The sequence below is a fragment of the Georgenia sp. Z1344 genome (genome assembly GCF_057652375.1).
Genome location: NZ_CM172728.1, coordinates 49,842 through 62,605 on the forward strand (window position 1 = coordinate 49,842; position 12,764 = coordinate 62,605).

11 protein-coding genes are annotated in these 12,764 nt (G+C 75.5%); all 11 read right to left on the bottom strand.

Translation table 11 applies throughout. The features are described 5' to 3' along the window. Positions 1–57 precede the first annotated feature (57 nt). Complete coding sequence (locus tag AC24FB_RS00250) at positions 58–1,251, bottom strand: glycoside hydrolase family 88 protein (protein WP_425714135.1); 1,194 nt, start codon at positions 1,249–1,251, stop codon at positions 58–60. Further along, positions 1,248–3,350 carry a hypothetical protein gene (locus AC24FB_RS00255; protein ID WP_425714136.1) on the bottom strand — a complete coding sequence of 701 codons (2,103 nt, stop codon included), beginning with the start codon at positions 3,348–3,350 and terminating at the stop codon, positions 1,248–1,250. The genes AC24FB_RS00250 and AC24FB_RS00255 overlap by 4 nt, the downstream gene beginning before the upstream one ends. Next, complete coding sequence (locus AC24FB_RS00260) at positions 3,347–4,849, bottom strand: MFS transporter (RefSeq protein ID WP_425714137.1); 1,503 nt, start codon at positions 4,847–4,849, stop codon at positions 3,347–3,349. The genes AC24FB_RS00255 and AC24FB_RS00260 overlap by 4 nt, the downstream gene beginning before the upstream one ends. Then, positions 4,842–6,398 (bottom strand): ribosome biogenesis GTPase Der, encoded by a 1,557-nt coding sequence (gene der, locus AC24FB_RS00265; RefSeq protein ID WP_425714138.1) that lies wholly within the window; start codon positions 6,396–6,398, stop codon positions 4,842–4,844. Before der ends, AC24FB_RS00260 begins: the two co-directional genes overlap by 8 nt. Next, the gene (locus tag AC24FB_RS00270) at positions 6,395–7,102 is read right to left on the bottom strand and encodes a lysophospholipid acyltransferase family protein (RefSeq protein WP_425714139.1); all 708 of its coding nucleotides are present in this window, start codon (positions 7,100–7,102) and stop codon (positions 6,395–6,397) included. The genes der and AC24FB_RS00270 overlap by 4 nt, the downstream gene beginning before the upstream one ends. Beyond that, positions 7,099–7,875, bottom strand: coding sequence for a (d)CMP kinase (gene cmk / locus AC24FB_RS00275; protein WP_425714140.1), 777 nt, complete (start codon positions 7,873–7,875; stop codon positions 7,099–7,101). The genes AC24FB_RS00270 and cmk overlap by 4 nt, the downstream gene beginning before the upstream one ends. Then, positions 7,872–9,032 (bottom strand): prephenate dehydrogenase, encoded by a 1,161-nt coding sequence (locus AC24FB_RS00280; RefSeq protein ID WP_425714141.1) that lies wholly within the window; start codon positions 9,030–9,032, stop codon positions 7,872–7,874. Before AC24FB_RS00280 ends, cmk begins: the two co-directional genes overlap by 4 nt. Before the next feature lie 77 nt (positions 9,033–9,109). Further along, a complete protein-coding gene (locus AC24FB_RS00285) occupies positions 9,110–9,796 on the bottom strand; it encodes an FMN-dependent NADH-azoreductase (RefSeq protein ID WP_425714142.1) in 687 nt (228 codons plus the stop codon). A gap of 41 nt (positions 9,797–9,837) precedes the next feature. Then, positions 9,838–10,680, bottom strand: coding sequence for a TspO/MBR family protein (locus AC24FB_RS00290; RefSeq protein ID WP_425714143.1), 843 nt, complete (start codon positions 10,678–10,680; stop codon positions 9,838–9,840). Beyond that, positions 10,655–11,143: a pyrimidine dimer DNA glycosylase/endonuclease V gene (locus AC24FB_RS00295; protein WP_425714144.1), complete on the bottom strand. Its 489-nt coding sequence runs from the start codon at positions 11,141–11,143 to the stop codon at positions 10,655–10,657. Before AC24FB_RS00295 ends, AC24FB_RS00290 begins: the two co-directional genes overlap by 26 nt. Further along, positions 11,144–12,763 (bottom strand): SDR family oxidoreductase, encoded by a 1,620-nt coding sequence (locus tag AC24FB_RS00300; RefSeq protein ID WP_425714145.1) that lies wholly within the window; start codon positions 12,761–12,763, stop codon positions 11,144–11,146. It lies immediately after the preceding gene. Position 12,764: the final 1 nt, after the last annotated feature.

Here is a 12,764-nt window from a genome sequence, read left to right on the forward strand (position 1 = left end):
CCCGGCACGGCTCAGCCGGGGCCGGCACCACCGCACCACCGCACCACCGCGCCACGCTCAACCGAGCCGCTCGTCCTCGAGCGCGGCCAGCGCGAGGGCGGCGAGCCCCCACGGATGATCCCGCCCCGGCCGGACGGCGAGGTAGCCCGCGCGCGGCAGGACCGGCAGCGGGATCGTCGGCCCCGAGATCTCCGGGAGCGACCAGCGGCCACGGGTGCGGTCGACGGCGCCGACCACCGCGGCCAGCGCGCGGCGCGCAGGTCTGAGGTACTGGGGCCCGAGGAGACCGAGCCGGACCGCGCGCAGCCAGCCACCGGCGACCAGTGCCGTCGCGGACAGCTCGCGGTACCCGCCGGGGGCGGCGAGCAGGGTGGGCCACGTGCCGTCGGGGCGCATTCGTGCGATCAGGGCGGCGCTCGTGCTCGCCAGGACCTCGCGCAGCCGGCAGAGACCGACGTCGGTCGCCGGTCCTCCGACACGCGACACGGCTCCGTCGGCACCCTTTGAAGGTGCTCCCGCACCATGGTGGGCGAGGGGCCGCTCCCCCGCGAGGGGCGGCTCCCCCGCGAGGGGCCGCTCCACGAGCAGCGGCTCGGCGATGAGCGGCAGCGCGGCCACCACCCAGGCGTTGCCGCGCGCCCACGGGACCCGTGGGTAGCGACGTCCGCGCGCGCCACCGAACGTTCCCGGCGCCCACCACGCGTGCGACCACAACCCGGTGGCCGGGTCCTGGAGGAGGTCGGCGAAGGCACCGGGCATCGCGGCTGCCATCGAGGTCAGGCGCGCGTCGGAGCGCGCCGCCCCCTCGCGCGCCGCGAGCACGCCGACCATCATCAGCGAGTCGACCCACACGGACCGCGGGTAGTACCGCGCGTACCCGGACGAGCCGAGGTGGTTCGCCGCTCCCCCGCCGTCGGGTCCGCCGACGACCTCCTCGGCGAGTGCGAACGCCAGAGCCCGGTCGGTCGCCTCGGCGTAGCGCGCCTCTCCGGTGCGGCGGGCGAGCTCGGCGGTGACGAGCGCCGGCGCGATCGTGTCGGCGCTGACCGGACGCACGCCACGGGCGAGGTGGTGGTCGGCGAAGCGGGCGAGCCAGGCACCGTAGCCGCGGTCCCCGGCGGCGGCCTCGACCTCGGCGAGCGCGTGCCCGAGGAGGGCCGGCCCCCACATCCACGGCCGCACCGGGCGCCCGGCGTCTCGCGCGACGACGTCGTCGAGCAGGTCGACCGTGCGGGCCAGCGCGTGCCTCACCGCGTCGCCCCGACCCGACCGCGCTCGGTGAGCTCGAGCATGTGCCCGCCGTGGTGGACCGTGATGCGTTCGGGGAACCGCTCGACCTCGGTGTCGCCGAACGCGAGCCTCGGGTGCGGGCGGCTGAGCGGGACGCCGTCGCGCTCGAGGGCGCCGCGCCAGTGCAGCCGCCACTCGCCGGCGGGGATCCGGCCGGTGTGCCTGTCCGCCTCGGTTGCTCGCGCCCCCTCGTCCCCCTCGAGTCGCAGGACGAGCGTGCTCCCCCCGTCCCGGGTCTCGAGGCTCGCCTCCCGCACCCGGTCCCGGAATGCCTCGAACCCCTCCTCCGCGTCGGCCACGACCACGGCCCAACCGGTGAGCAGGCCGGCCTGGACGAGCTCGTCGCCGTCGCCGACCCGGAGCGGACGCAGGGAGCGGACACCGACGAGGCCGTCGCCGGAGCGGGCCACGAGCCAGTCGTCGCCCCGCTCCGCGCGCTCGAACCGCTCGGTCGGCCACAGCAGGTGCGACCACCGGTGGCGCTCCCGCTCGAGGTAACCGTGGCGACCACCGAGCCGGTGGAGGGCGAGCAGGACCTGCCCGTCCTGCGCCACCTCGGGGTTGCGGCCGTTCCCGGTCCAGGCCGAGGGCGAGAAGTTGCGGGCGACGTCGTCGAACATCGCCCTGCCCGGGTGGGTGGCCAGGACCGCGACACCGCCGGGCAGCGTGGCCTGCCACAGGTGCTGCTGGTCGCCGTACGCGCCCGCGTGGTGATGCTGCGCGGAGGACAGGGCCAGGCCCCCGCGGCGCCAGGTCGTCACGTCGGCCCGGCGGATCGACACGCCGCGGGTGGCGGGGTCGACGCCGCGCACGAGCGCCGGCAGCGATCGGCGCGGAAGCCGCCGGAAACCGCCGAGCGGGGCGAGGAACCGGTTGTTCCACAGCTGCCAGCGCTCCATCAGCTCCATGGTCGTCACCACCGACTCGGGGTCGGTGAAGGACTCCATCGACCACAGCAGCAGGCCGGTGCGCTCGAGGTCGCGCGGGTCATCGACGTAGCCGGCGACCTCCTCGACCTCGAGGCCGAAGCTCGCCCTGACGAGCAGCGGGGCGGTCTCGGCGACGATCGCCCGCGCCACCTCGGGCGCGCGGTAGGACGACACGCGCACGAGCCCGCCGAGCCGGTCCGCCGCGGCGGAACGGCCGTCCTCCGCCGCAGGGCCGGTTCCGGGGCCACGTCCGGGCACCGCCGGGCCGAGCAGCTCCGCCAGCACCGGCGCGACCTGCTGGGTCTCCGGCTCGAGCTTCTGCTCCCCGTAGGCCCGGCCCGCGCTCCCGACCAGCAGCCCTCCGGCCGAGTGCAGCGCGAGGTCGAGCACGAGGAGGTCGAGGACGCCGCGGGCGCGCTCCCGCAGGTCGTCGTCGGCCGCGACGTCGACGAGGACGGCGAGCGCGGCCGCGTCCTCCTCGTAGTACGTGGGTGAGAGCCACTCGACGAAGCCGATGCGGAACCGGTCCGCGAGCCACGTCCGCAGCCGTCCCGCGGCCCGCCCGGCGTGCTCCGCGCCCGTGAGGCCCGAGGCCGTGAACTCGGCGTCCGGGTACGCGAGGCCGGCGGCGTGCTCCGCGACCGCCGCCACGACCTGGTGGTTCTCCGACCACAGGCACATCGAGTCGTCCCCGGGCACGTCGAGGGAGTACCGGAAGCCGGTGAGGCTCTCACGTATCCGCTCGCGGACCGCGATCGGGAGCCGCCAGGGCGCGGAGTCGACGTTCGGGCCGGTCCCCGGGCCCGAGTCGCCGGCGCGCGTCCTCGCGCCCGCGCCGTGCTCCACGTCCGGCACCGGGGCTGCGTCGTCGTCGTGCGTCCCGCCCCGGGCGTTCGCGAGGTCGGCGTGCACGACCCGCGCGAGCGTGAGGGCACGGAAGTCGGCGCAGTCGATCCGCAGGTCGACGAAGCGGGCGCGATCGAGCAGGGGGGAGACGTCGACGGGTCGTCCGGCCACGAGGTCCGGCAGGGCGGCGAACCCGGCGGGACCCATCTTCTCCCCCATGCCGGGGTCGTAGGACGGATGGATCTGCTCGCCGCGCGCGAACCGGATGAGTCGCCGCGGGCTCATGACGCCTCCACCCCACCCGCGCGCCGGGACGCGAGCTCGTCCGCGGTGGCGAGCGCGCGCTCGCGGGAGATCGAGTAGTCCCGCGCCACCTGCCGGCCCGCGAGCAGCATGCCCGCCACGCCGATCCCGAGCACGAGCCGGATCCCCCACTGCGTGGCGTCGGACTGCTCGACCACCTCGTTGTCCGCGGGCGCGACGTAGCCGGTGAGCTCGAGGACGAGGCCGATGACCTGGACGACGACCGCCGTCGCGAGGCCGCGGACGAACGTCATCATCCCGCTGAACGACCCGGCGTCCCGGCGCCCCGTGGCGAGGTCGGCGTCGTCGACCACGTCGCCGAACATCACCCACGGCATGAGCTGGGCCCCCGCCATGCCCGTGGCGAGCAGGAGCGCGACGGCGTAGACGCCCCAGGCCGGCCACGACGCCGGGTACAGGGCCACCCCGAGGGCGGCGACGACCCCGAGCGGCAGGAGGGTGCGGTAGACGGTCACCTTGGACACCCGGCCCACGAGGGCCGTGACGATCGGGTAGGCGACGACGTTGACGGCGATGAAGATCCCGAGGACCACCTGGGTGCTCACGCCGGTGACGACGTAGAGCGTGTAGTACAGGAGCGTCGTCGTGATGATGTCGAGGGCCAGGGAGTGGCTGAGGTACATCCCCAGCAGCCGACGGAACGTCCGCAGCCGCAGCGGGGCGGTGAAGGTGCGCAGGGACACGGACTGGACGCTCGTCGGCAGCGGGGTGCGCTCGCGGGACACGAGGGCCGAGACCAGCACGCACGCGGTGAGCACGGCGCCGACGCCGAGCACGATGCCCAGGTAGAGGCCGGTGGCGGACAGGTCGCCCGAACGGTAGGCCTCGAACAGGGCGGTCGCGAGCAGCGAGCAGACGGCGGACGAGACGGTCGAGAGCAGCAGCCGCAGGGTGTTGGCCCGGTTGCGGACGTCGTAGTCCGTGGCGATCTCGGTCGACAGGGACGAGTACGGGACCGCCATGACGGTCTGCACCGTGGCGTACAGGACGTAGGACGCGACCGCCCAGACGAACATCGGCAGCTGCCCGGTGGCCGGCACCTGCGGCAGCCACAGCAGCGCCATCGCGGGGACGAGCAGGATCGCTCCCACCACCATGAACGGCCGGCGCCGGCCCCACCGAGTGCGCGTGCGGTCGGACAGGGCGCCCATGAGCGGGTCGTTGACCGCGTCCCACACCTTGGCCACGAGCACCACCGACCCGGCGAGGCCCGGCCTGAGGCCGACCACGTCGGTGAGGAAGATGAGGTAGAGGACCGAGATGAGCGAGCTCGCCCCGCCCATGAAGACGTCCCCGACGGCGAATCCCAGGCGCTCGCCCCGGCCGGGCTGATCGCTCCCGGACGCACCGCCGGCCGCCGGCCGGTCGGTCTGCCCCGCCGGCCGGTCGGTCTGCCCCGCGCGTCGCGCGACGGCTCCGTCGTCCGGACCGGGTGGGGCGACGCGCGCGGGATCAGGCACGGCGCCGCTCGCGGACCCGGACCGAGATCTCGATGGGGGTGCCGACGAACCCGAACTCCGAGCGCAGGCGGTTCTCGATGAAGCGCCGGTAGCCCGCCTCGATGAAGCCCGAGGCGAACAGGACGAACCGCGGCGGCCGGGTGGAGACCTGGGTGGCGAAGAGGACGCGCGGCTGCTTCCCGCCGCGCACAGGGTGCGGGTGGGCGGCCGCGAGCTCGCCGATGAAGGCGTTGAGGCGCCCGGTCGGGATGCGGGTCGACCACGAGTCGAGCGACGCCTCCAGCGCGCGGGCGAGGCGGTTCGTGTGCCAGCCGGTCATCGCCGCGAGGTTGATCCGCGGCGCCCAGGTGACCTGGACGAGGTCCCGCTCGATCTCCCGCTCGAGCATGTGGCGCCGCTCGTCGTCGACGAGGTCCCACTTGTTCATGACGATGACGAGCGCGCGACCGGCGTCGACGACCTGCTGGACCACGCGGAGGTCCTGCTCGGCGAGCGGCTCGGACGCGTCCATGAGCACGACCCCGACCTCGGCGCGCTCGATCGCCGCCTGGGTCCGGATCGAGGCGTAGTAGTCGGCCCCGCTGGTCTGGTGCACGCGCCGCCGGATGCCGGCGGTGTCGACGAACCACCAGGGCACGTCGCCGAGGTGGACGATCTCGTCGACCGGGTCGCGCGTGGTGCCCGCGACGTCGCTGACGACGACCCGCTCCGTGCCGGCGAGCGAGTTGAGCAGGGACGACTTGCCGACGTTGGGGCGTCCGACGAGGGCGACGCGACGCGGGCCACCCGGCGGGATCGGGGCCGCCACGGCCGAGACCTCGGGCAGCACCGCCATCGCCGCGTCGAGCGCGTCGCCGCTGCCCCGGCCGTGCATCGCCGAGACCGGGTGGGGCTCGCCGAGGCCGAGCGACCACAGCATGGCGGCGTCGGGCTCCTGGTAGGCGGAGTCGATCTTGTTGGCCACGAGGACGACCGGCTTGCCCGAGCGGCGCAGGAGCTGGACGACGCGCTCGTCGGTGTCGGTCGGCCCCACGGTGGCGTCGACGACGAGGAGGACGGCGTCGGCCAGGTCGATGGCCGTCTCCGCGGCCTGCGCGACCTGTGCGTCGAGGCCGCGGGCGTCGATCTCCCAGCCGCCGGTGTCGACGAGCGTGAAGCGTCGCCCGCTCCACTCGGCGGGGTAGCTCACCCGGTCCCGCGTGACGCCGGGGGTGTCCTGGACGACCGCCTCCCGGCGGCCGAGGATCCGGTTGACGAGGGTCGACTTGCCCACGTTGGGACGACCGACGACGGCGAGGACCGGCAGCCCGGACTCGATCTCCTCGTCCGGCTCGAGCTCGCCCTGACCGCCGAGCACCGCAAGGTCCTCGTCGCCCAGGTCGTACTGGCGCAGGCCCGCGAGGAGCGCCTCGGCCCGGCGTGACTCCTCGGCGTCGTCGGACTCGGGCACCTCGGGGCGCTCCGGCGGGACGTCGGAGTCCCAGTCGCCGACGACGTAGCCGGGCTCGGTGGGCTCGGTCGGACCGTCGGGTCCGGGTGTCTCGGTCATCGGGGGTCCTCGTCGTCGGGTAGCGGGATGCCGGTGCGCGCCACGGAGTCGGCGACGTGCGCCGCGAGCGCGCGGCCGATCTGGTCCATCGCCGCGGTGATCGCGGTGCGGCCCGAGGCGCCGGCGGGCACCTCGATGGTCAGCGGCTCACCGATGACGACGGTCAGCCTCGCACGCGGCGGCGAGACGTACGAGCGCGGCGTGCCGGGGGGTCGGGTGCCGAGGATCGCCACGGGGACGACCGGCGCGCCCGACTGCACGGCGAGCCAGGCGACCCCGGCGTGGACCTGGCTCGCGTCGCCGCGGCCGCGCGAGCCCTCGGGGAAGATCCCGACGACCCGCCCCTCGGCGAGGAACTGCTTGGCGATCTGCAGCGCGTTGCGGCCGGCCTTGCGGTCCACGGGGATCTGGCCGGCGAGGGTCATGAGGAAGCCGAGGGGGCTGTCCCAGAACTCCTGCTTGATGATCATGTGCGAGCCGCGCGGGAGCGCGCCGTGCAGGAGCGGACCGTCGACGATGCCGGTGTGGTTGGACGCGACGATGACCTGGCCGGACGCCGGGATGTTCTCCGCGCCGATGATCCGGGTCCGCCACCAGCCGTGGGCCAGCACCTGGCCGACCCGCCGGGACCAGACCGGGCCCCAGCGGAAGATGTCGTCGGCGGAGGTGCGCCGGCCGCGGGAGCGGGGGTCCTTCTCGGTCATCGGGTTCCCTTCGTCGAGGACACCAGCGTGAGGACGGCGGCGATCACCTCGGGCAGGTCGAGGTCGGACGTGTCGAGGGTGGTCACCCCGTCCGCGGCGGTGAGGAAGCTCGTGGTCGCGGAGTCCGCGGCATCGCGGCCGAGGACCTCCGCGCGGGTCGCGTCGACGGCGGCGGCGTCGCTCGAGCCGCGCACCTCGCGTGCCCGGCGGGCGAGCCGCGCCTCCTCGCTGGCGGTGAGCAGGAGTCGGACATCGGCGTCGGTGGCCAGGACGGTCGTCACGTCGCGGCCCTCGGCCACCACCCCGCGGCCGCCCGAGACGGAGTCCTGCCCGGTCGTCGTCTCGTCGACGACGATCGAGCGCTGGCGCCGCAGAAGGTCCGCACGCACGGCGAGGTTCGAGGCCACGGCGGCGACCCGGCGCGTGAGCTGCGGGGTGCGGATCGCCTCGGACACGTCCTCGGCGTCGAGCAGTGTGCGCGGCCGGTCGGGGTCGAGGACCATCGTCAGCGGCATGGTGGCGACGCGCGCCGTGACGGCCGCGGGGTCCGGGTCGACGAGGTCGACGTCGCCGGACAGGCACCAGTGGGTGGCCGCCCGGTACATGGCGCCGGTGTCGAGGTAGGCGAGACCGAGCTCGCCCGCGACCCGGCGGGCGACGGTCGACTTGCCCGAGCCGGCGGGTCCGTCGATGGCGACGAGCAGCCCGTCCCCGCGTCCGGGCAGGTCGGGCCAGCGGCTCGCGGGCTCTCCCGGTGTGTCCTGCGTGGTCATGAGGCGACGACCCTCCAGCCTCTCGTGTCGAGCTCGGTCTCCAGCTCAGCGGCGGCGGACGGCACCACCGACAGTCGGACGAGGCCCACGCTCTGGCCCGCCGAGTGCTCGATGGTGAGGTCCTCGATGCTCACGCCCGCGTCCCCCACCTCGGTGAACAGGCGCCCGAGCTGGCCGGGCGCGTCCGGGACGAGCACGGTGACCTCCGCGTAGCGGCGTGGCGCTCCCCCGTGCTTGCCCGGGATGCGGGCGGCGCCCTCGTTGCCGACCCGGATCGCGTCGGCGAGCGGGCGCACCGCCCCCGGGGCGAGCGGGTCGGCGACGCCCGCGTCGAGCGCGGCGACCACGTCGTCGAGCGTGTCACGGATCGCGCGCAGCTCGGGCGCGAGCGCGGCCGCGTTGCCGGTGAGGATGGCGCTCCACAGCCGAGGGTCGGCGGCGGCGATGCGCGTGGTGTCGCGCAGGCCCTGGCCCGCGAGGCCGAGCGCAGCCTCGTCGGCGTGGGTGAGCCGCCCGGCGACCAGCGAGGACAGGACCTGGGGCAGGTGGGAGACGACGGCGACGGCGCGGTCGTGCTCGTCCGCCGCCATGTCGACGACGAACGACCCGACGTCCTGGGCGAGCGTGCGCACCACCCGCACCGCGTCCGCCGAGGAGCGGCCGGTGGGGACGACGACCCACGGGCGACCGGCGAACAGGTCGGCGTCGGCGCCGGTCGCGCCCGAGCGCTCCCGGCCGGCCATCGGGTGCGAGCCGACGTAGCGCTCCGCGTCGGCGCCCGCCGAGGCGAGGATCTCCTGGGCGACGACGTCCTTGACGGACGCCACGTCCGTGACGACCGCGCCCGGGTGGTCGGCGAGCTCGCGCAGGGCGACCTCCGCCGCGACGTCGGGCGGGGTGGCGACGACGACGAGCGCTGGGGAACCCTGACCGGATACGTCACCGTCGCCCGTGGCGGACGCACGAACCGCCTCGTCGATGTCGCCCGCTCCGAGGTCGCGCGCGAGGGCCAGTGAGATCGGGGACGTGTCGGCGAGCCGGACGTCGACCCCGCGTGCCCGCAGGGCGAGGCCGAGGCTCGCGCCGAGCAGGCCGGTCCCGACGATCCGGACCGGTCCGGCGGTCGCCGAGGCGGGTCGGGGAAGGTCGGCGGTCACCGGGGAAGGCTAGCCCAGGCGGCGCGCCGTCCCGTGGTCACGCGCCGTCCCGAGGTCGGATGCCGTGCCCCACCGCGTCAGGAGGTGCCGTCGCCCCGGGCGGCCGCCCCCTCGGCGGCCACCGCCTCGCGCGCGAGCCGCTCCCCCAGCTCCGCCGCCGTCGCCAGGGCGGCGGCCCGCTCGGACTCGGCGCGCTCCTTGAGCGGTGCCATCGCCGGCACGAGGTCGGCGAGCGTGGCGTCCGCGCCGATGTAGGTGAGCTCCATGCCCATGGCTCCGCCGAGCACCGCGTCGAGGACCGGGCGGGCGTGGTCGGCGGGACCGGCGTCGTCGTCGTACGTCGCTCCGCGGGCGGAGACGACGATCGCGGGGCGGCCGGCGAGCGGCTGCGTGTCGAGCTCGAGGAACGGAGCCGTCATGCCGAGGACGTGCACGTGGTCGAGCCACGCCTTGAGGGTCGAGGGCAGGGTGTAGTTGTACAGCGGAGCGCCGACGAGCAGGACGTCGGCCCCGATCAGCTCGCCGACGAGCTCGAGCTGGAACTCCTCGACCCGGTGGCTGATCGTCGCCCCCGTCGGGCGCAGCGGCGGCGCGCAGTGCAGGTCGGCGTGCGGGAGGTGCGGAACCGAGTCGTTGTGCAGGTTGCGCCACGTGACGCTCGTCCCGGCGACGGACGACCAGGCGTCGGCGAACGCCCCGGTGATCGCGCGGGAGACGGAGCCGTCGGGGCGGGCGGAGGAGTCCAGTCGCAGGAGGTGAGCCATGCCACCGCAGGCTACCGGCGCGGCGGGCGGGTGTCCCTGTGTCACCGCCGAGGCGTGGCCCCGGACCGACGGACGCGGGCCACCACCGTGACGAGGGCGACCACCGCCGCGGCGGCGAGGGCGGCGGTCGCGGCCGGGACGGACTCGAGGTCACCGGTGAGCCGGGCGACGCCGACCCATGCCAGGCCCCAGCAGATCGCCACGCCCGGCGCGAGGCGTCCGCGGTCCCACAGGGCGAGGGCGCAGCCGACGAGGCCGACGAGGGCGAGCACACCGACCGACCACACGTCGGGGGTGCGCACGGACTCACGCAGGCCGGCCTCCGCGAGCACGGCCGCGACGTTCGCGACGGTGGCCACGACGATCCAGCCGAGGTAGAGGCCCATGGTGCCGTCCGTGACGATCGCGTCCACGGCTCCCGTGGGTGCCCGGCGCCCGAGGATCGCGGCGACGATCAGCAGGGTCCCGAGCAGGAGCGCCATGACGACGACGCTCACGGCGAGCCACCCGGCCTGGACGACGAGCAGCCACGCGGCGTTGAGCAGCATCGACCCGGCCACGAGGTAGCCGACGCGGCGGTGCCGCTCCGCGCTCGCCTGCCCGGGGAACCACTGCCACACGGCGTAGGCGACCAGCCCGAGGTAGATCACCGACCAGATCGAGAAGGCCGGGGAGGCGGGGGCCACGTGGGTGGCGTCCGCGGCGAACGCCCCACCGGCGGCCTCGGCCATCGGGTCGCCGCCGAGAGCGCCGGAGCCGACCATGGCGCCGAGGATCGCGAGCGGCGCGCTGACGGAGACGACGACCTGCCGGAGCCGGTCGGCCCTCGTCGGCGCCGGGGCCGTCCGGGCCGCGGGGTCAGGTGCCGGTGCGCTGTGCGACATGCGATGTCCTCTCGTGCCGGGTGGCCCCCCGTTCCCAGGCCGCCACGGGCCCGGGGACCTCGGTGAACGACGGGTGCGGGTCGGGACGGCTGACGTCGGCGAGCTGCCGACGCACGTCGGGGCTGCGGAGCTCGAGCTTGGCGAGCAGGTGGGCCCACTCGTGGGCGAGCTGCCCGCGCGTGACGGTCATGGTGCTCACGGTCGCTCGAGCGTCCGCCTGCGCGACGATCTTCGACCGGTCGAACCGATAGCCGCGGGCGTCCGCCTCGTCGGCGATCCCGTCGAGGTACCGGCCGAGGGACGCGAGCGGGTCGGCCTCGGCGCGGAAGCGGTCGACCTGGGGGTGGTTCGCGTAGCCGCCCGCGCCCCTGACCAGGACCGACTGGGCGAGCAGCGCCTCGCGCCACGCCGCGGTCAGTCCCTGGCGGTCGAGGTACTGAGGGTGGAGGGACCAGAGACGCACCTACGCACCCGCCCGTCCGCGGACGGCCGCGGTGGTGCCGGCACCCTCGCTCGCCGCCGCGTCGGAGTCTCGTTCCGCTCCGGCGCCGCCGTCCGCTCCCCCGGCGCGGCGCGGGTCCTCCTCGGCCGCCTCCGCGGCCGCGGTGATCCGCTCCGTCATCCCGCCGAAGATCACGGCGTGGAACGGGACGAGCACGAGCCAGTACAGGCGGCCGGAGAGTCCACGCGGGTGGTAGATCGCCCGCTGCCGGTAGACCGAGCCGGTCCCGTCGGGCTCGACGCCCAGCTCGAGCCACGCCCTGCCGGGCATCCTCATCTCCGCCCGGAGCCGGAGCAGGCGCTCCGGCTCGAGCGCCTCGACCCGCCAGAAGTCGAGCGCGTCGCCCACGTGCAGTCGCGCGGCGTCGCGCCGGCCGCGGCGCAGCCCCGCGCCGCCCGCGAGCTTGTCGATCGCGCCCCGCACGGCCCAGGCGAGCGGGAAGGAGTACCAGCCGTTCTCGCCACCGATCCCCTCGATGAAGGGCCACAGCGTCCGGGGTGAGGCGGTCGTCGTCCGCGTGCGGTCGTCGGTGAGCACGCGCTCGCCGGCCCAGTCCGGGTCCGACGGCAGCGGGTCGCTCGGCGCGCCGGCGGGGGTCGCGCCGCGCCAGCTCGTCGGCACGTCCCGGTCGGTGGTCCGGGCGAGAGCGAGCCGGACCGCCGTGCGGTACGGGAGCAGCCCCCCGTCCGGCGGGGGCACGACCGCGTCGATGTCCCGCTCCGTGACGACGCACGAGTGGCGCAGCGAGCCCACGACGGGCACCGCCAGGTCCCGCGGGATCGGCGTGACGAGGTTGATCCACTGCGAGGCCAGCCAGGGCGTGAGCACCGGCAGGGCGATGATCGTCCGCCGCGGCAGCCCGTGCTCGCGCGCGAACCCGTTGAGCATGTCGGCGTACGTCAGCGCGTCCGGTCCCCCGATGTCGAACGCGCGGTCGATGTCGCCCGGCACCGACGCGAGCTCGACCAGGTAGTGCAGCACGTCCCGGACGGCGATCGGCTGCACCGAGTTGCGCACCCACCTGGGCGCGGGCATGAGCGGCAGCACGTCGGCGAGGTGCCGCACCATCTCGAACGAGGCCGACCCGGACCCGATGATCGTCCCCGCCTGGAGGACGACGGACGGCACGGAGCTCGCCAGGAACACCTCCCCGACCGCCACGCGTGAGCGCAGGTGCGGCGAGAGGGGTTCGTCCCTGGGGTGCAGCCCGCCGAGATAGACGATGCGGCGTACCCCGGCGGCCTCGGCGGCCCGCGCGAACCTCCGTGCGGCGCGCAGCTCGTCCCCCTGGAAGTCGCCGCGGGCGGACATGCCGTGCACGAGGTAGTAGGCGACCTCCACGCCGTCCATCGCCTCGTCCGGGGGCGGCCCGTGCAGCAGGTCGCCCTGCCGGACGTCGATGTCCGCGGCCCACGGGACGTCGCGCAGCTTGTCCGGCGTGCGGACGAGGGCCCGGACGCGGTGGCCCGCCTCGAGCAGCTCGGGGACGAGGCGCCCGCCGACGTAGCCGGTGGCGCCGGTGACGAGGACCGTGCGCGGTCGGTCGGCCCTGCGCACGGTGCGGCGGGTGGTCGGGTCCATC